An 18760-nucleotide genomic window follows, 5' to 3' on the forward strand; every position below is an offset into this window, starting at 1 on the left:
GATGACACCCGGCCGGGTCGGCCTCTACGGTTTCGAGTGTGACCAGTACTGAGCCGATCGCGCCGCCGACCTGGGGAGCCCGGGTACGGCGGATCGCGCTGCCCGTCGTGATCAGTGTCCTCGCGGTGGTCGGCTCGTTCGGCGCGGCCAACGGCCAGACCGACCGGCGCGACGGCGACTGGTTCATGGTCGTGCTGCTGCTGATCGGGTCGGTGTCGCTGTACTGGCTGCGGACCCACCCGATCCCGGTGCTGTGGGCAACGGTCGGGTCGACGCTCGTCTACATGCTGATGCAGTACCCGTACGGCCCGGTGATCTTCGCGTTCGTGATCGCCGCGTTCACAGTGATCCGCCTCGGTCACCGGCTGGCGGGCTGGATCGGGATCGCCGCCCTGTACGTCGGCCACGTCGGCGGCCGGCTGATCCTGGGGATCAACGAGGACGGTGTCTACCAGGTGCTCCTGGTCGGCACGTGCTTCGTCGTCCTCGGGTTCACCGCGGAGCTCTTCCGGGCCCACCGGGACCGGGTCATCGCGGCGGCGCGGACGCGGCGGGAGGCCGAACTGCGGAAGGCCGGCGAGGAGCGGCTGCGGATCGCGCAGGAGTTGCACGACGTGGTGGCGCACCACATCTCGCTGATCAACGTGCAGGCGTCGACCGCGCTGCACCTGGTCGACCGGCAGCCTGAGCAGGCGGGTCCGGCGCTGGCCGCGATCAAGGACGCGAGCAAGGAGGCGCTGGTCGAGCTGCGGTCGATCGTCGGGATCCTGCGGCAGTCGGACGAGTCGGCGCCCCGGCAGCCGGTGGCCGGCCTCGAGAGGCTCGAGCACCTGGTCAGCCGGACCTCCCGCGCCGGCCTGGAGGTGCACACGATCGTCCACGGCGACCCGCAGCCCTTGCCGACGGGGCTGGATCGCGCGGCGTTCCGGATCATCCAGGAGTCGCTCACCAACATCGTCCGGCACGCCAGGGCGAACGCGGCCACCGTGCGCATCCAGTACGGCGAGGAAGCGCTCGTACTCCAGGTCGACGACGACGGCCAGTCGCTCACCGGTCCGCCGAAGGAGGGCAACGGCATCATCGGCATGCGTGAGCGGGCCACCGCTCTCGGCGGCACCCTGACGGCGACCCGCACCCCGGCCGGCGGGCTGCGGATCACCGCGCACCTGCCGCTGTAGGTCAGCTCTGTCAGACCTGCGGCAGGCGGACGTGCGACGGGTTGAGGTCGGCCACCCGGGAGACGCCCAGTAGCGCCATCGTCCGGCGGACCTCCTCGGTGAGGATCTCGGCGGCCCGGGCAACCCCGCGCTGGCCGCCGGCCATCAGGCCGTACAGGTAGGCACGGCCGACCAGGCAGGCGTCGGCACCCAGCGCGATCGCGGCGACGACGTCCGCGCCGGACATGATGCCGGTGTCGAGGTAGATCTCGGCGTCGCTGCCGACGGCCTTGCGGACCTCGGGCAGGATGCGCAGCGGTGTCGGCGCCCGGTCGAGCTGACGGCCGCCGTGGTTGGACAGCACGATCGCGTCGGCGCCCGCGTCGACCACCCGGCGGGCGTCCTCGACGGTCTGGATCCCCTTGACGATCAGCGGGCCGGACCAGATCGACCGCAGCCAGTTCAGGTCGTCGATCGTCATCGTCGGGTCGAACAGCGTGTCCAGCAGCTCGGCGACCGTGCCGTCCCAGGCCGACAGCGATGCGAACGTCAGCGGCCGCGTGGTCAGCAGGTTCGCCCACCAGGCGGGATGCAGGGACGCGTCCAGCACGGTCTTGGCCGTCAGCGACGGCGGGATGGTGAACCCGTTGCGGACGTCGCGCAGCCGCGCACCCGCCACCGGCACGTCGACCGTCAGCATCAGCGCCTCGTATCCCGCCGCGGCCGACCGCTTCACCAGGTCCTCGCCGGCGTCGCGGTCCTTCCACACATACAGCTGGAACCACTTGCGCGCGTCCGGACCGGCGACCGCGACGTCCTCGATCGACGTGGTCCCCATCGTGGACAGCGCGTACGGGATGCCGATCTGCTCGGCGACCCTGACCACCGCGCTCTCGCCCTCGTGGTTCATCATCCGGGTGAATCCGGTCGGCGCGAACGCGAACGGCAGCTCCGAGCGGCCACCGAGGATCGACGTCCCCAGGTCGATCTCGGACACGTTCCGTAGAATCGACGGCTGCAGCTCCATCTCCGCGAACAGCCGGCGGGCGCGCTGCAGGCTGATCTCCGCCTCGGCGGCACCGTCGGTGTAGTCGAACACCGATCGCGGCGTCCGGCGCTTGGCGATCGCCCGCAGGTCGGTGATGGTGAGCGCCCGCTCCAGCCGGCGGTCGGTCGGGTTCACCGTGATCGGCTTCGGCCGCAGCAGCGGCTTGAGCTCGGACCATTTCGGCAGCTGTCGATCGGTCATCAGTACTCCGGGGCCGGCGGGGGTCATGTGGTCGGACCACAGCATAGCCCGTGGTCCGACCACACAGGTAGAGTCGTCCCCATGGGGAGCCGCGGGTGAAGAACTACGAACTCGTCCTGCATCGCGTCGAGGCCGACCTGGCCGCCGGACGGCTGCGGATCGGCGAGCGCCTGCCCGGTGAGCGCGTGCTCGCCGAGCAGTTGGGCATCAGCCGGCCGTCGGTGCGCGAAGCGGTCCGCGTGCTCGAGGCGATGGGGGTGGTCCGGACGGCCACGGGCTCCGGGCCCGAGGCCGGCGCAGTGATCGTCGCGGAGCCGGTGTCGCCGCTGACCGCTGTCCTACGGTTGCACCTGGCAACCAATCACCTGCCGATGAACGACGTCGTCCAGACCCGCATCCTGCTGGAGTCGTGGGCCGCCCGCGAAGCGGCCGGCCGGCAGGTCGACAGCGGAGAGCTCAAGCTCGCCGACGACCTGCTCGACCAGATGGACGCCCCCGATTTGTCACCGGAGGAGTTCCACCTGCTCGACGCCGAGTTCCACGTGGCGTTGTCCGGCCTGGCGGGGAACGTGCTGATCGCGGCCGTGATGGCCTCGCTGCGATCGGCGATCCACGGGTACGTACTGGCCGCCGTCCCCAACCTGACGGACTGGGAGGCGACCACGGTCGGGCTGCGGTCCGAGCACCGGGCGATCGTGAAGGCGATCCGCGCGGGCACACCGGACGACGCCGCCGAGCTGGTCACCGCCCATATCCGCGGCTTCTACCAGGCCGCGCGCCTCAACACCGCTCCGTAGCCGAGAGCGCGGTACGGCGCAGTCCCAGAATCACCGCGGCGCCGACGACAAGGTGCAGAGCGGCCAGGCCGACTCTGGCGCCGGCACCGATACCGCTGGTCAGCGGACTGCCGAGTGACAGGACGCAGGCGGTCACCGCAACCACCGTCCAGACCTTCCGTGCGTTCACCGTGCGACGTTCCAGCACGGCCAGCAGGCCCCGGTCGGACGGCATCGGCCGGAAAGCTGGACCCACCCGGTCCGAAGTCGGCCGGGCACCGACTTTGGTCGGTGGTGACGGACGGCGATCGCGCCCTAGGGTCGAGGACATGCAGGAGTTTCCGGACCAGGACGGTCCTGGCGTGCTGTGCGTCGGAGCCCGCTGGAACCGCTGGGCGACCGTGGTCGCGGTGCTCGCGATCGGCGGGTTCACCGCGGCCACGATCGTCGGCCGCCAGGCCGACGGCGCCGAGCGGCCGTGGCTGGTTCTCGACATCGTGGTCGGGGTGGTTGCCACCGGCCTCGTCCTCGCGGTCGGGCGGTGGCCGGCCTCGGGGACGCTGCTGCTCGCGGGTCTTGCCGCCCTCTCCCCCGCCGCCACTCCGGCCTCCACCAGCGGCACGCTGACGGTCGCGCAACGCCGGCCGCTGCTGACCGCGGTGCTGATCGCGGCGGCGGGCACGGCCGGCCACCTCGTCCAGGGTCTGTGGCGGCCGATCGGCAACCTCCCGTTCCTCTGGTTCGCCGTTCTCGACGTCGCCGTGCACGCGGCTTTCCTCGGCTGGGGTCAGTGGACCCAGGCACGCCGGCAGGTGCTCCACTCGCTGCGTGAGCGCGCCGTCCGGGCCGAGACCGAGCAGGGCCGCCGGGTCGCCGAGGCGCGGACGCTGGAACGGACCAGGATAGCGCGCGAGATGCACGACGTCCTCGCGCACCGGTTGTCGCTGCTGGCGACGTACGCCGGGGCGCTCGAGTACCGCCCGGACTCGTCACCGGTCAAGCTGGCCCAGGCCGCCGGGGTGATCCGCACCGGCGTCCACCAGGCGCTCGACGAACTGCGCGAGGTGATCAACGTCCTCCGTGACGAGGACGTCGACGGAGGCCGTCCGCAGCCCACCTTCCAGGATCTGGGGGAACTCGTGGCCGAGTCCCGGCAGGCCGGTACGGCGATCGCGTACGACGACCGGGTCGACGACTCCACGACGTTGCCCCCGGCAACCGGGCGGACGGCGTACCGGGTCGTGCTGGAAGGACTCACCAACGCCCGCAAGCACGCGGCCGGGCGGCCGGTGACACTGACCGTGACCGGGCAGCCGGGCGAGGGTCTGCGGATCGAGCTGACCAACCCGGGCTCGAACGGCGCCTCGCTCACACCAGGGAGCGGAACCGGGCTGGTCGGGCTGACCGAGCGGGTGCAACTGGCGGGCGGCTCGCTGAACCACGGGAAACGGCCCGATGGCGGTTTCCGGCTGGAGGCCTCGCTACCGTGGCCGTCATGACCGAGCGAAGCGAGGGCATCATCAAGCACCGTCCGACTTGTGCCTCGGCCGCGCCCGGAGCGAAGCGAGGACGTGGATGAGTATCACCGTCCGGGTTCTCGTCGTGGACGACGACGCACTGGTGCGCGCGAGCCTGGAAATGATGCTCGACGGTGCCAACGGGATCTCGGTGGTCGGCCAGGCCGCCGACGGGGACGAGGTGCCGGCCGCGGTGGACGCGCACTTCCCGGACGTCGTGCTGATGGACCTGCGGATGCCGCGGGTGGACGGGATCGTCGCGACCCGGCGGGTGCGGGCGCGCACCGATCCGCCGGAGGTCGTCGTGCTGACGACCTTCGACACCGACGAGGACGTGCTGCACGCGCTCCGCGCCGGGGCGAGCGGGTTCCTGCTGAAGGACACGCCACCGGCCCAGATCGTCGACGCGGTCCGGCGGGTCGCGGCCGGCGACCCGATCCTGTCGCCCGCGATCACCCGGCGGCTGATGGACCGGGCGGCTACCCAGGCGGACGCGCACACGGTCGCGCAGCAGGCGCTCGAACGGCTGTCACCGCGGGAGTACGACGTGGTACTCGCCGTCGCTCGGGGCGAGTCGAACGCCCAGATCGGTTCCGAGCTGTACATGAGCGTGGCGACGGTCAAGGCGCACATCTCCCACATCCTCACCAAGCTCGGGCTCGGCAACCGCACGCAGATCGCGCTGCTCGCCCACGACGGCGGGTTGGCCTGAGAATGGCTTAGGTTGGGCGGCATGATTCGGGTGCTGCTGGCGGACGACCAGTCGTTGGTGCGGGCCGGGTTCCGGTCGCTGCTGAACGCCGAGGACGACATCACGGTGATCGGCGAGGTGTCGGACGGCGCCGAGGCGGTGGCGGTGGCGCGCGCGGAGAAGCCGGACGTCGTGCTGATGGACATCCGGATGCCGGGCACGGACGGACTGGAGGCGACCCGGCAGATCGGTGCCGACGAGGCGCTGGCCGACGTCCACGTCGTCATCCTGACCACGTTCGACCTGGACGAGTACGTGTTCGAGGCGCTCCGGGTGGGCGCCAGCGGGTTCCTGGTCAAGGACACCGAGCCGGTCGAGCTGCTCCAGGCGGTCCGCGTGGTCGCTCGCGGTGACGCGCTGCTCTCCCCCGGTGTCACCCGGCGGCTGGTCGCGGAGTTCGCCACCCGCAGCCGGCAGCCGCACGCCAGCAAGGAGCTCGACGTCCTGACCGACCGGGAGAAGGAGATCGTCGCCCTGGTCGGCGAGGGGCTGTCGAACGACGAGATCGCCGAACGGCTCGTCCTCAGCCCGGCCACCGCGAAGACCCACGTCAGCCGCGCGATGATCAAACTCGGCGTCCGCGACCGCGCCCAGCTGGTCGTCGTCGCCTACCAGACCGGCCTGGTCCGCCCCGGCTGGCTGGGTTGACCTTCGAGCAACCCGAAGCCCCAGGCTCGAGGGCATGAAGTATCTGAAGCAGATCACCGCGGCCATGCGGGCCGGCGACCGCCGGATCCAGCTGAGCGACCTCTGGGAGAAGGCGGCCGACGACCGGCAGTCGCGCTGTGCGATCGCGCACTACCTGGCCGATGTCCAGGACGAGACCGTGGCCGAGCTCGCCTGGGACCTCCGGGCCCTGGAGTACGCCGAGGACGAGAACTGGCTGCCGTCGCTGCACGTGAATCTCGCGGACGACTACCGGCGGCTCGGTGACACCGCCAAGGCGGAGGAGCACCTGGAGGCGGCCAGGACGAGGCTGCGTCTCCTGGCGGACGACGCCTACGGCGAGCTGATGCGGAGCGCGGTCGAGCATGTTGCGCAGGCGCTGGCAGAGCGGAGTACGCGACGGCTGGAGACCAGTCCGGGCGGCTGACTACTCCGTCGGCGGTAGGTGCGGTCACTCCCCCTGGGCGACGCGGTACCCCGTGCCTGACCGGCACGCTCGGGGTATGGATGCATTGGTTGAGGTCACGGGGCTGACGAAACGGTACGGCGACACCCTCGCGGTCGACGGTGTCGATCTGACGGTGCTGCCGGGCGAGGTCTACGGGTTCCTCGGTCCGAACGGTGCCGGGAAGACGACGACGCTGCGGATCCTCACCGGGCTGATCGCGCCGACGAGTGGCGAGGTCCGGGTGCTCGGCGGCATGCCCGGGCAGTCCGGCGTGCTCGGCCGGACCGGGTCGATGATCGAGTCGCCCGCCTTCTACCCGTACCTGTCCGGCCTGGACAACCTGCGGCTGCTGGCCGAGTACGCCGCGGTACCCCGCCGGAAGATCGATGAGGTGCTCGACCTGGTCGACCTGACGGACCGGGCCCGCGACCGCTTCTCGACGTACTCCCTGGGGATGAAGCAGCGGCTCGGCGTGGCCGCGGCGCTGCTCAAGGATCCCGAGCTGGTGATCCTGGACGAGCCGACCAACGGGCTGGACCCGGCCGGCATGCGGGACATGCGCCGGCTGATCCGCGAGCTCGGCTCCGGCGGGCGGACGGTGCTGCTGTCCAGCCACCTGCTCGGCGAGGTGCAGCAGATCTGCGACCGGGTCGGGATCATCGCCGCCGGCCGGATGGTTGCCGAGCACAACGTCGAGGACCTGCGCGCCGAGCAGGAACTGGTCGTCCGCGCCACCCCGCGGGACCGGGCCCAGTCGGTCCTGGCCGGCTTCGGGGCGGTCCACCGGTACGACGACACGCTCCGGGTCCAGGTGGATCCGCGGCGCGCGGCCGAGGTGAACCGGGTGCTGGTCGAGGCCGGCATCGAGGTGTCCGAGCTGCGCAGCACCGAACGCGCTCTCGAGGATGTGTTCTTCGAGCTCACCACGGAGGAGAAGGCCGATGTCGGGTAGTTACCGCGCGGAGGTGCTGAAGCTCCGCAAGCGTTCGGCGGTCTGGGTGCTGTTCGGCGCCGGACTCGTGCTCAGCCTGATCTTCGGCTACCTGCTGCCGTACCTGGGGTACGTCACCGGTGACGAGAACCCGCAGACCGACGGCGTACCGCGGAGCGAGATCCTGCGCGGGATGCTGCCGGAGCGGGTGATGGACAACACGATCGGCGGCTACCCGGTCTTCGCCGGCGCACTCGCGCTGGTGCTGGGCGCGATCGTGGTCGGCGGCGAGTACACCTGGGGAACACTGAAGACCATCCTGACCCAGCGGCCTGGACGCGGCGCCGTCCTGGCCTCGCAGTTCCTCGGGCTGGCGACGATGATCGCGGTCTGGGTGCTCGGCATCTTCGCCGCCTGCGCAGCCTGCAGCGTCGGCGTGGCGGCCGCGGAGAACACAGCGATGGACTGGCCGGGCCTGACCGCGGTCCTGGAGGGACTCGCCGGCGGGTGGCTGGTGCTGATGACGTGGTGCCTGGCCGGTGCTGTCCTGGCCGTCGCCTTCCGCAACGTGGCGCTGCCGATCGGACTCGGCGTCGTCTGGATCCTCGGTGTCGAGACTCTGCTCGCCGGCGTGGTGAGCAGCCTGCTGCCCGACCTGGAGTTCCTGTCCGACGCGCTGCCGGGCGCGAACGCGGGCGCACTGGTGTTCAGCGTGACCGGCATGGTCGCCGCCGACGCACCGCCTGGGGTGCGCGATGCGGTCGGCGGCGGACGAGCCCTGCTGACGCTGCTGGGTTACTGCGCGATCTTCGCCCTGCTGGCTGCCTGGACGACGCGTCGCCGGGACGTCACCTGATCCCCGCGTGCACCCCTGCATGGACCAGGGCAAGCTCGCAGAACATCGCGTTCGCCCAGGAGAACCACTCGCGGGTGTACTGCGACGGGTCGTCGACGTCGAAGCCCTCGTGCATCTGACCGGTGCCGCCGGTGGTGTCCCGGAGGAGCTCCAGCAGCCGCTGGCGCTCCCGCGCCGACGTGCTCGAGATCCCCTGCACAGCGAGGGCGATGTGCCACACGTAGTTCGGCGGGGTGTGCGGGCTGCCGATGCCGGCCGCGTGCGTACCGCTGTAGTAGTACGGGTTCTCCGGGCTGAGCAGCAGCTTGCGGGTGGCGAGGTACGTCGGGTCGTCGGCGGCAGCGTACCCGGACAGCGGGATCGACAGCAGGCTCGGCATGTTGGCGTCGTCCATCAGCAGCGACTCGCCCAGCCCGTCCACCTCGTAGGCGTAGACGCGGCCGTGCTCCGGGTGGTCGACCGTGCCGTGCCGGGCGATCCCGTCGTCGATGTCGGCCTTCAGCGCCTTCGCCCGGTCCGCGAGCGACTCGTCCCGCAGGACCTCGGTCGCGATCTCCTGCAGGTAGCCGAGCACCACCGAGGCGAACATGTTCCCGGGCACGTTGAAGCCGAGCACGGTGGCGTCGTCACTCGGCCGGAACGCGCTCCACGACATCCCGGTGGGCCGGGTCAGCCGGCCGCGGCCCTCGCGGACGAGGGTGTCCGACGGCCGGTCGTCGTGCCGCTGGAACCGGTACGGCGACCTGTTCTCGTGGTCCTGCTCGATCGTCCACAGCTCGACGATCGCCTCGGCCGCGGCCTTGAACCGGTCGTCGATCACGTCGGCGCGGCCGGTGGTCCGCCACAGCCGGTAGGCCAGGTCGAGCGGGAAGCAGAGCGAGTCGATCTCGTACTTGCGCTCCCACACCCACGGCGACATCTCGGTCTCGTCGGTGGTGTGCCCGGCACCGTTCGGCTCCCGGTTGAAGGCGTTCGCGTACGGGTCCAGGACGACGTACTCCAGCTGCCGGTGCAGCACGCCGATCAGCACGTCCTGCAACGCGGGGTCGTCCGCGCACAGCAGCAGGTACGGACGCAGCTGGGCGGCCGAGTCGCGCAGCCACATCGCCGGGATGTCGCCGGTGAGCACGAAGGTGGTGCCGTCCGGCAGCCGCTCCGCCACCGCGGGCAGGTTCTCCGCCATCGATCGCCGGAACATCTCCGCGATCACCTCGTCACCGGTCGCCCGGCGAACCTCCGCGGTGGCGCGGGCCAGCACCTCGGGATCGATCATCAAACACTTCACCTTTCAGCAGCGAGTTCCTTGTGTGGCAGGACCGACGGGTTCGGGGAGAAGGTCCGGTCGAGCACCAGGCTGGCGGCGCCGATCGCGCCGACGTCCGCGCCGAGCGCCGTACCGGCGACCTCGAACGGGTGCACCGAGCGGACCAGGAAGCGTTCCTCCAGCGCGGCCTGGACCGCGTCCCCGAAGAACGGCGCCAGCTGCTCCCAGTGCGGACCGCCGAACACCACCCGCTCCAGGTCGAGCAGGTTCGCGATGTCCTCGACCACCTTGGCGATCCGCTCGGCCGAGGCGGCGACGATCTCCCGCGCCACGCCCGGGCCGGCCCCGGCAACCGCGCACAGCCGGGCGAACGCCGCGTCCACCGCCTGCCGGTCGTCCAGATCGATGCCCTGGGCAAGTACTCCGGCCTGGACCGCCTGCTGCACCAGGTAGCGCGGCTGAGAGGTCTCACCGACGCAGCCGCGGCGGCCGCAGTAGCACAGCGGGCCGTCCGGGTCGACGACCACGTGGCCGATCTCGCCGACGTTGCTGGACGACCCGCGGACGACCTCGTCGCCGATCACCAGGCCGGCGCCGATCCCGGTGCCGAGGTAGAAGAACACGAAACTGCCGCGCCCGTTCGGACCGCCGGCCCACTTCTCCGCCGACGCCGCGGCGGTCACGTCCTTGTCCAGCAGGACCGGCAGACCGGTCCGCACCCGCAACTCGTCGCGCAGCGGGACCAGATGCCATGCGGCCAGGTTGGGCGGGTCGACGACCACACCACGCTCGACGTCGATCGGTCCCGGCGCCGCGATCCCGAGGCCGACCACGCGATCCCGCGGTGCGTCCGCCTCACCGATCACCGCTTCGATGGTGGCGGCGATCCCGTCGATCAGTTCGCCGGGGCTGTCGCCGTACGGCGTGTCCATCCGGCGCCGGGCGACGACATCGCCGGTCAGGTCGAGCACCACGACGGTGACCACGGCCGGGTCGAGGTGGACGCCGACGGCGTACTGTCCGGTGGGCTCGAGCTCGAGCAGGGTGCGTGGCTTGCCGAGGCCGGTGCCTCGCTGCCGGCCGGCCTCACGCACCAGCCCGGCCTCGAGCAGTCGCCGAGTGATGTTGGAGATCGCCTGCCCGGACAGGCCGGTGACCTCGGCGAGCTCCACCCGGCTCAGTTTCTGGTCGGTCCGGCGGATCGCGTCGAGCACCACGGCGTCGTTGAAACCGCCGACCCGATCAAGATTGGTCCCCCGGCGTACCGCCACCGAACCTCCGAACGTCACGGTGAAACCGGATCAGCGCCCCACGGACGCGACCAGTCGTAGTGGATCGCCTCGTCACCCGATCGCCACGCGGCCGGCGTGGTGTTCACCAGCCAGTCGGCCGGCTCGATCCCGGACGCGTCCCCGCCACTGAGCGCCAACCGTATCCCTTCGCTCAGCGCCCGGTCGGACCGCTCGGTCCGCGCCGCCGGATCGACCGACACGAACAGCGCAGTCCCCGATCGGGCCACCAGGTCGAGGAACCGCTCGTTCAGCTCCCACGGCGTCTCCGGCGTGCACGGCACACAGTCCGCGTCGACGGCGAAGAACCGGTCGTGCTGCGGCAACCGGAAGGCAAGCGTGTTCACGCCCATCTTCCGGGTCCGCTCCCAGTCGCGGCCGGACGTGTCGTCACCGGTGCGCTGGACGTCGACCAGGCCGGCGGCAAGGTGGCCGACGGTGTTGCACCCGATCAGTACGACGTCGTCCGCGGCCGACCGGACCTCGCGGTAGAACGCCAGCACGATCTCGGCCGTCGTCCGCGTGGGGTCGTGGAACTGCCAGCCGTGGTCGGTGAGCTCCGACCCCATCGCCGGGCCGAACCGGCCGAAGACGTCGTAGGTGCTGAAGTCGTGCTTGACCAGCTCGAAACCCCAGTCCCTGAACCGCCGCAGATCCGCGCGGACCAGGTCGAGCACCTCCGGGTACGACGGATCGAGTGCCCGGCCGTCGTCGACCCCGGCCCGGCCCCAGGCGCCCGGCTCGCGGACCCGCAGCGGGCGGAACCACAGGCCCGGCCGGGCACCGATCGCCTTGATCGCGGCCGCGGTGCCGGCCAGGTCGTCGAAGACGCCGGGAGTGCCGATGTCCCACGGCCCGCCGGAAGCGTTGCCACCGTCCGGGTACCAGCCGTCGTCCACGACGCAGAACGGCTTGACCGGGTGGCCGTCGGCCAGTTCGACGACCGTGGTGGCGTCCTGAAGGACGGCCTTCTCGTCGAAGTTCTCGCCGTACGCGTAGTACCAGTTGTTCGCCCCGACCACCGGCGCGGGCTCAGGTCGCGCCGGCAGCCGGGAGCTCATCGCGGCGACCGCTGCGTGCAGGGTCAGCCAAGGGGTGCCGCCGTCCGCGAACCGCCGTACGGTCGCGGCGGTGAGGGTCCGGCCGTTCAGCTGGGCCGGACCGCCGCCGTTGCGGAGGTCGAGCCACAGGGTGAAGCCGCCGGCGTCGACGGTCCACGAGCAGAACGCGTTCGGTTGCACGTCCACACCGGCGCCGGTGGTCCGGCCGGTCCTCGGGTCGTGGGAGAGGAAGTACCACGGCAGCAGCCGCTCGGGTTGCTGGTGCCGCCACTGCAGGTCGCCGTACGAGCGTTCCCAGGCGTCGCCGAGGATCAGCGCACCGGCGGGCAGCGGCTCGGACCAGCGGATCGCGACCCGCGAGACGGCCCGGGCACCGACGTCGACCGTGCCGTCGGACCAGCTCACCGCGACGCCCGCCGCCGACCAGGTGCCGCCGCGGCGGACGGCTGTGGTCAGGGTGTCCGAGTGGCGGACCTGGACGAAGACCGCGCTCGGCTCGTTCACCTGACTCCCTTGCGGACGGAATTTCCCCACAGACTTTAGTTAGTCGGTCGAGACAGCGTCAAGGCTCTCCACAGCGGCCACCAGACGGTCGACGTCCGACTGGTCCGTGTACGGCGCGAGGCCGACGCGGACGGCTCCGGCGGCGCCGAGGCCGAGGTGACGAGCAGGCTCGTAGGCGTAGAACGAGCCGGCCGGTGCGTTCACGCCGACCGCCGCCAGCCGCTCCGCGACGGCCGCCGGCGTCCAGCCGCCGACAGTGAAGAGCAGCGTCGGCGTACGCCGCGCGGCCCGGCCGTAGAGCGTGATCCCGGGGATGGCCGCGAGCCGCCTCTCCAGCTGGTCGCGCAGGCCGTCCTCGTGCTTCTCCACGAGCTTCAGCGAGCTCTGCAGGCGCTCACGCCGCGTCGCTCCGGTGCCGCCGAGGCCGGCCAGGAAGTCGACGGCCGCAGTGGTCCCGGCGAGCAGTTCGTACGGCAGCGTGCCCAGCTCGAAGCGCTCCGGTACGACGTCCGTCGCCGGTGCAAGCTTGTCCGGCGTCAGCGACCCGAGCAGCTCCGGCGAAGCGGTCAGCGCACCCAGGTGCGGCCCGAAGAACTTGTACGGCGAGCACACGTAGAAGTCGGCGTACGCCGCGTCGACCGGGACGTGCGCGGTCAGGTGGACGCCGTCGACGTACAGCAGCGCGCCGGCCTGGTGGACGAGGTCGGCAATGCCTTCGGTGTCGGGCCGGGTGCCGATCAGGTTGGACGCGCCGGTGACCGCCACCAGCCGGGTGCGTTCGTCGAGGAGCGGCGCAACATCGTCGAGCTCGGACGTCTCGGGGTCGAAGCTCAGCCAGCGGATCGTGGCGCCGACCGATGCGGCGGCCTGCACCCAGGGGCGGACGTTCGCATCGTGGTCGAGCCTGGTGACGACGACCTCGTCACCGGGCCGCCAGGTCTTGGCCAGCGTCCGGGAGAAGTCGTACGTCAACTGGGTCATGCTCCGGCCGAAGACGATGCCGCGCGGATCGGTGCCGAGCAGGTCCGCCGTCGCCTGCCGGGCGGCGACCACGGTCTCGTCGGCCCGGCGCTCGGCGGCGGTGAGCGTGCCGCGGTTGGCCAGCGCGGACGTCATCGTGGCGGCGACCGCGTCGGCGACCGACTGCGGGGTCTGCGAGCCACCGGGACCGTCGAAGTGCGCGGCTCCTTCGTCGAGGGCGGGGAACTGCTTCCGGACAGCGACGACATCGAAGACACCCATGACAGTCATCCTCTCCCGTGGCGCCGACACCGGCCACCGGTTGTCCATTTCTCACCACTGCTGCCCGCTGGCGGGCAAATCTGTACGAGTTGTCCCCGATGTGGTGCAGGATGTCAGGAGTGAGCACCGTGACGACTACTGACCGGGTCCCGCTGCAGGCCTGGCTCCCGACGATGTTGACCCTGGCCGCCATCTGGGGCTGCAGCTTCCTGTTCATCTCCGTCGGCGTACGGGAACTGCATCCGCTCTACCTGGCCCTCGGCCGGGTCGTCGCCGGGTCGCTGGTGCTCGTGATCATCCTGGCCGCGAAGCGGGAGTCGCTGCCCCGCGAGCCTCGGCTGTGGGTGCACTCGTTCGTGGTCGGCGCGGTCGGGTCGGCGATCCCGTGGACCCTGTTCGGGTACGGCGAGCAGCGCATCCCGTCCCTGCTCGCGGGAATCTGGAACGGCATCACCCCACTCGTCGTGCTGCCGATCGCCGTGCTGATCTTCCGGACCGAGACGTTCTCGGTGCAGCGCGTCCTCGGGCTGATGGTCGGCTTCGGCGGCATGCTCGTCGTACTCGGCGCCTGGAACGTCCAGGGTGGCGCCGACCTGACCGGCCAGGCGCTGTGCATGCTGGCAGCCGTCTGCTACGGCTTCGCGGTGCCCTACCAGAAGCGCTTCATCGCCGGCACGACGTTGTCCGGTACGGCGTTGTCCGCCAGCCTGCTGATCTGCGCGACCGTGCAACTCGCCGTGGTCGCTCCGATCGTGACCCGGGAGGCGCCGCCGGTGCCGTGGTCTCTGTCGATCGAGGTACTCGGCAGCGTGATCGCGCTCGGCGCGCTCGGCAGTGGGCTCGCGTTCGTCCTCAGTCTGCGCAACATCCGGTTGATCGGCGCCAGCCGGTCGTCGATGGTGACCTACCTGATGCCGGTCTTCTCGATCCTGGTCGGCGTGATCGTGCTGCACGAGCACATCACCTGGTACCAGCCGGTCGGCGCGCTGGTCGTCCTGCTCGGCGTGGCCGTCTCGCAGGGCCTGCTGCGGAACCCGCGCCGGAAACCGGCGCTCGCCGCGGAAGCGTCAGCGGCGTAGGTTCGGGACGGCCGCGACCACGACGGCGACCAGGGCGAGCACGGTCCCGGCGACGACCGGGAGCGTGACGGCCTTGTCGGCGGCCGGGAGGAACAGGTCGATGAACAAGCTGGCGATCAGCTGACCGGCGATCGTGCCCAGGCCGAGCACGAACACACCGACGACCCGGATTACCGCCGCGGCGGCGCTGATGAAGATCACCCCGCACGCGCCACCGAGGTACAGCCAGGGCTCGCTCGGCAGGGACCGCGGAGCGCCCCGCAGCGCGAGGTCGCCGAGGAAGACGACCAGCAACGCGACGAAGCCGACGAGGAAGTTGACCACGCCCGCCGCGACCGCGCCGTACCCGTCGCGGGAAGCGGTCCGGGCGACCCGGCCGTTGATCGCCTGCTGGACGGCCGTACCGATACCGCCGAGCGCAGGCAGGACGGCGAGCAACAGGCCGTCCGGGTGGCTCAACTGCGAGGACACCGCGAGGACGACGGCCGCGAGAGCCATCACCGCCCCGACGACGCGGAGCGTGGTGTAGGGCTGCGGTCCGGCGGGGCCGAAACCGAGCCGGTCGACCACGAGACTGCTGACCGCCTGCCCGGCGACGACGGCGACCGTGAAGACGGCGACTCCGATCACGGACACGGTGATCGACTGGGTCGCGACCAGGAACGCGCCGGCCACTCCCCCGATGCAGTGCCACCAGCGCAGACCGCCGTGACCGCGCATCGGCGTCCGGATCGCCCGCCAGACGCTGCCCAGTGAGCTCCGGATCCGCGGGATGAGCGCCGTGGCGATCAGCAGGATCAGCAGGCCGGAGCCGAACGAGATCAGCGCGGCCGCGACTCCGTCGGCCAGCACCTGGCCGAGCTCGCCGTTCAGCCGGGACTGGACCGCGACCAGCATCCCGATCCCGAACGCCGTGCTCAGGCCGACGATCTGATGGTGCCGGGCCGAGCGGGCAGGGCGGGTGGCGGTCGTTGTCACTCGACCATCATGACCGTTCGCCGTCACACACCTGACAGCAGGTCCACCCTATGAGCGGCGGACCAGGGCCAGATACATCGCGTCCGTGCCGTGGAGATGCGGCCAGAGCTGCACGTCCGGTCCGTCGCCGAGATCCGGGACACCGGGGAACAGTTCGCGAGCATCCTCGAGGTGTGCGTCGTCCCGCTTCCCGAGCACGGCGTCCACCACCGCACGGGTCTCGTCGGGGTGCGGTGAACAGGTGACGTAGGCCACCACGCCACCCGGCCGGACCGAGGTGATCGCGGAGTCCAGCAGGTCCTCCTGGAGGGGCCGCAGTTCGACGACGTCGTCCGGCGTACGGCGCCAGCGGGCTTCCGGGCGACGGCGAAGAGCTCCGAGACCCGTGCACGGCACGTCGGCGAGCACCCGGTCGAAGGACCCGGCCGGCCAGGTGGGTTCGGTGCCGTCGCCGACCAGGACCAGGTGGTCGCCGGGGATCGCGCGCAGGTTCGCACGGACGAGATCGGCCCGGTGCTCGAGCGGTTCGACGGCTGTCAGCCGGCCGGCACGCTGCTGCACGAGCGCTGCCAGCAGGGCCGACTTGCCGCCCGGGCCGGCGCAGAGGTCGAGCCAGTCGGCGTCGTCACCGTCGACCCGGGCCGCGGCCAGCGCGGCCGCGACCAACTGCGAGCCTTCGTCCTGCACCCCGGCACGGCCGGTGGCCACCGCGTCGATCCGCCCCGGATCCCCGCCACCCTGCAGGACCGCCGCGTACGGCGACCACTTCGCTCGGCTGGCCCCGGCCTCGATCAACTCGTCCACGTCCGCCGCCCCGGGCCGGGCGACGAGCGTCACCCTCGGCGGCTCGTTGTCCGCGTCGAGCAACCGTTCGAGCCCCGTGCCGCGATCACCCAGCGCGTCGGCGAAGGCTTCGATGACCCAGCGCGGGTGGGCCTTGGCGATCGCGAGCCGACCGAGACGGTCCTCCTCGACGGTCGGCGCGACCGCGGTGATCCACTGGTCGAGCGTGCGCTGGCTGATCTTGCGGAGGACGGCGTTCACCAGGCCGGTGCGTTTCTGGCCGATCTCGGCGCGGGTCAACGTGACCATCTCGCTGACCGCGGCGTACGAGTCGACGCGCATCCGGAGCAACTGGTGCGTGCCGAGCCGGAGCAGGTCGAGCAGTTCCGGGTCCAGGTCGGCGAGCGGGCGGGACACGCTGCGGGCGAGGAACGCGTCGTACGTGCCCTGCCAGCGGAGCGTGCCGTGCACCAGTTCGGTGCAGAACGCGGCGTCGCGGCCGCCGAGGCGCTGCTCGCGGAGTGCCTTGTTCAGCGCGAGGTTCGCGTAGCCGCCCTCGGCGGTCACCTGGCGGATCACCTGGTAGGCAACCCGGCGAACCCGGTCCGGCCGCCGTTGCGGCGCCCGATGACGCGGAGACCGGTCGTTCACGCCTCCACCTCGCCGGCGCTCGGTTCCGGCGTGACCGACATCGCTGCTCTACCCATTGTTCGCTCGCTGCGCTCGCTCACACAGGCCCCAGACGGTCCTCATCGGTGAGGCGGACACCGCGGGCCCAGTCGGGCGCGGCCATCGGCTTCTTGCCCTGTGGCTGCACCGTCACCAACTCGACCACCTTGCTGCCGGTGCCGACCTGCACGCTCGACCTGGTCGCCCGCAGCTCGCCGGGCTTCAGCTCCTCGTCGGTCAGCCGGACGGCGAGCACCTTCAGCCGCTCGCCGCGGAACGTCGTCCACGCACCCGGCGCCGGGTTGCAGCCGCGCACCAGCCGGTCCACCCGCTGCGCCGGAGCGCCCAGATCCAGCTCGGCGTCCTCGACGGTGATCTTCGGTGCCAGCGTGACCCCGTCGGCCGGCTGCTCCCGTGCCTCGAGTACGCCGGCCTCGACGCCGTCCAGCGTGTCGACCAGCAGCTTCGCGCCGGACTCGGCCAGCCGGCCGAGCAGGTCGCCGGAGGTGTCCTCGGGGCCGATCGGCTCGGTCAGTACGCCGTACACCGGGCCGGCGTCGAGCGCCTTGACGATCCGGAACGTGCTCGCCCCGGTCACGTCGTCGCCGGCGATGATCGCGTGCTGCACCGGCGCCGCCCCGCGCCAGGCCGGCAGCACCGAGAAGTGCAGGTTGATCCAGCCGTGCTCCGGGATGTCCAGCGCTGCCTGCGGCAACAGTCCGCCGTACGCGACCACCGGGCAGCAGTCCGGCGCGATCTCGGTCAGCCGGGCGAGGAACTCCGGGTCGCTCGGCTTGACCGGCTTGAGCACCTCGATCCCGAGCTCCTCGGCGAGCTGGGCGACCGGCGAGGCGACCAGCTTGCGGCCGCGCCCGGCCGGCGCGTCCGGCCGGGTGACGACGGCAACCACTTCGTGGCGGCTGGCAACGATCGCCTTGAGCGCGGCGACAGCGGGCTCCGGCGTACCGGCGAAGACGACTCTCACAGACCGAATCCGTTCATTCCGTGGGGGGAGACCTTCACCTGGGGCATGCCACCGAGGCCGGACCAGTCGGCCTCGCGGATCGCCTTCATCGCCTGCTTGCGGGTGTCGGTGTCGAGCCGGTCGATGAACAGCACGCCGTCCAGGTGGTCGGTCTCGTGCTGGATGCAGCGGGCCAGCAGGTCGGCCCCCTCGATCACCACCGGGTCGCCGTACATGGTGAAGCCCCGGGCGATCACGGACATCGCACGGCGGCAGTCGAAGGTCAGGCCGGGGATCGACAGGCAGCCCTCCGGGCCGAACTGCTCGTCCGCGGACAGGGTGAGCTCCGGGTTGACCAGGTGCCCGAGCTCACCGTCGACGTGCCAGGTGAACACCCGGAGGCCGACACCGATCTGCGGTGCGGCCAGGCCCGATCCGGGCGCTGCCTGCATGGTGTCGGTGAGGTCCTGGACAAGGCGGCGCAACTCGGCGTCGAAGTCGACGACCGGCTCCGCCTTGGTGGTCAGGACGGGGTCGCCGAACAGGCGGATGGGTGTGACCGACAACAGATTCTCC

The 18760-nt window shown here is 71.3% G+C and carries 19 protein-coding genes; 9 read left to right on the forward strand and 10 right to left on the reverse strand.

What is annotated here, in order from left to right:
• Positions 1–38 precede the first annotated feature (38 nt).
• Entirely contained in the window at positions 39–1178 is a 1140-nt protein-coding gene (locus E1218_RS02260) for a sensor histidine kinase (protein WP_233711947.1), read from the forward strand.
• A gap of 10 nt (positions 1179–1188) precedes the next feature.
• Here E1218_RS02260 and E1218_RS02265 read toward each other — a convergent pair whose 3' ends face one another.
• Positions 1189–2406, reverse strand: coding sequence for an alpha-hydroxy acid oxidase (locus E1218_RS02265; protein ID WP_132315664.1), 1218 nt, complete (start codon positions 2404–2406; stop codon positions 1189–1191).
• A gap of 95 nt (positions 2407–2501) precedes the next feature.
• Here E1218_RS02265 and E1218_RS02270 point away from each other — a divergent pair, with 95 nt between their 5' ends.
• On the forward strand, positions 2502–3203 hold the full coding sequence (locus E1218_RS02270; RefSeq protein ID WP_132315666.1) for a FadR/GntR family transcriptional regulator: 702 nt from the start codon (positions 2502–2504) through the stop codon (positions 3201–3203).
• On the opposite strand, the gene E1218_RS02275 is transcribed toward E1218_RS02270, so the two are convergent.
• The gene (locus E1218_RS02275; protein WP_132315668.1) at positions 3187–3417 is read right to left on the reverse strand and encodes a DUF6069 family protein; all 231 of its coding nucleotides are present in this window, start codon (positions 3415–3417) and stop codon (positions 3187–3189) included. The genes E1218_RS02270 and E1218_RS02275 overlap by 17 nt on opposite strands.
• 94 nt (positions 3418–3511) lie before the next feature.
• Between E1218_RS02275 and E1218_RS02280 the strand changes: the two genes are divergently transcribed.
• The 6 genes from E1218_RS02280 to E1218_RS02305 all read left to right on the forward strand — a co-directional run bounded on the left by E1218_RS02280 (position 3512) and on the right by E1218_RS02305 (position 8351).
• Positions 3512–4681, forward strand: a complete 1170-nt coding sequence (locus E1218_RS02280) for a sensor histidine kinase (protein WP_132315670.1) — start codon at positions 3512–3514, stop codon at positions 4679–4681.
• Between the two features lie 76 nt (positions 4682–4757).
• The gene (locus tag E1218_RS02285; RefSeq protein ID WP_132315672.1) at positions 4758–5411 is read left to right on the forward strand and encodes a response regulator; all 654 of its coding nucleotides are present in this window, start codon (positions 4758–4760) and stop codon (positions 5409–5411) included.
• Positions 5412–5432: 21 nt separating this feature from the next.
• Positions 5433–6098: a response regulator gene (locus E1218_RS02290; RefSeq protein WP_132315674.1), complete on the forward strand. Its 666-nt coding sequence runs from the start codon at positions 5433–5435 to the stop codon at positions 6096–6098.
• Between the two features lie 34 nt (positions 6099–6132).
• Positions 6133–6543 carry a hypothetical protein gene (locus E1218_RS02295; protein WP_202865722.1) on the forward strand — a complete coding sequence of 137 codons (411 nt, stop codon included), beginning with the start codon at positions 6133–6135 and terminating at the stop codon, positions 6541–6543.
• A gap of 76 nt (positions 6544–6619) precedes the next feature.
• Positions 6620–7516: an ABC transporter ATP-binding protein gene (locus E1218_RS02300; RefSeq protein WP_132315676.1), complete on the forward strand. Its 897-nt coding sequence runs from the start codon at positions 6620–6622 to the stop codon at positions 7514–7516.
• Complete coding sequence (locus tag E1218_RS02305; RefSeq protein ID WP_132315678.1) at positions 7506–8351, forward strand: ABC transporter permease; 846 nt, start codon at positions 7506–7508, stop codon at positions 8349–8351. The genes E1218_RS02300 and E1218_RS02305 overlap by 11 nt, the downstream gene beginning before the upstream one ends.
• Here the strand turns inward: E1218_RS02305 and E1218_RS02310 are convergent.
• The 4 genes from E1218_RS02310 to E1218_RS02325 are packed head-to-tail and all read right to left on the reverse strand — an operon-like array spanning position 8344 to position 13711.
• Entirely contained in the window at positions 8344–9624 is a 1281-nt protein-coding gene (locus E1218_RS02310) for a glycoside hydrolase family 125 protein (RefSeq protein ID WP_132315680.1), read from the reverse strand. The two genes, E1218_RS02305 and E1218_RS02310, sit on opposite strands and share 8 nt — an antisense overlap.
• Before the next feature lie 8 nt (positions 9625–9632).
• Positions 9633–10904, reverse strand: coding sequence for an ROK family transcriptional regulator (locus tag E1218_RS02315; RefSeq protein WP_132315682.1), 1272 nt, complete (start codon positions 10902–10904; stop codon positions 9633–9635).
• The gene (locus tag E1218_RS02320) at positions 10901–12469 is read right to left on the reverse strand and encodes an alpha-amylase family protein (protein ID WP_132315684.1); all 1569 of its coding nucleotides are present in this window, start codon (positions 12467–12469) and stop codon (positions 10901–10903) included. The genes E1218_RS02315 and E1218_RS02320 overlap by 4 nt, the downstream gene beginning before the upstream one ends.
• A gap of 39 nt (positions 12470–12508) precedes the next feature.
• Positions 12509–13711, reverse strand: coding sequence for a cysteine desulfurase-like protein (locus E1218_RS02325; protein WP_132315686.1), 1203 nt, complete (start codon positions 13709–13711; stop codon positions 12509–12511).
• A 128-nt stretch (positions 13712–13839) separates the two neighbouring features.
• Between E1218_RS02325 and E1218_RS02330 the strand changes: the two genes are divergently transcribed.
• Positions 13840–14790, forward strand: a complete 951-nt coding sequence (locus E1218_RS02330; protein ID WP_233711948.1) for a DMT family transporter — start codon at positions 13840–13842, stop codon at positions 14788–14790.
• Here the strand turns inward: E1218_RS02330 and E1218_RS02335 are convergent.
• The 4 genes from E1218_RS02335 to def form a co-directional block, all read right to left on the reverse strand.
• Positions 14779–15768: a DMT family transporter gene (locus tag E1218_RS02335; protein WP_132315690.1), complete on the reverse strand. Its 990-nt coding sequence runs from the start codon at positions 15766–15768 to the stop codon at positions 14779–14781. The two genes, E1218_RS02330 and E1218_RS02335, sit on opposite strands and share 12 nt — an antisense overlap.
• Positions 15769–15816: 48 nt before the next feature.
• Positions 15817–17202: an RsmB/NOP family class I SAM-dependent RNA methyltransferase gene (locus tag E1218_RS02340; RefSeq protein ID WP_132315692.1), complete on the reverse strand. Its 1386-nt coding sequence runs from the start codon at positions 17200–17202 to the stop codon at positions 15817–15819.
• 76 nt (positions 17203–17278) lie between these two features.
• Positions 17279–18205, reverse strand: a complete 927-nt coding sequence (fmt, locus tag E1218_RS02345) for a methionyl-tRNA formyltransferase (protein WP_132315694.1) — start codon at positions 18203–18205, stop codon at positions 17279–17281.
• Positions 18202–18760, reverse strand: a 559-nt coding sequence (gene def, locus E1218_RS02350; RefSeq protein ID WP_233711949.1) for a peptide deformylase, incomplete at its 5' end; no start/stop codon positions are given. The genes fmt and def, both read right to left, overlap by 4 nt.

It is taken from the genome of Kribbella turkmenica, from assembly GCF_004348725.1.
GTDB classification, from domain to species: domain Bacteria; phylum Actinomycetota; class Actinomycetes; order Propionibacteriales; family Kribbellaceae; genus Kribbella; species Kribbella turkmenica.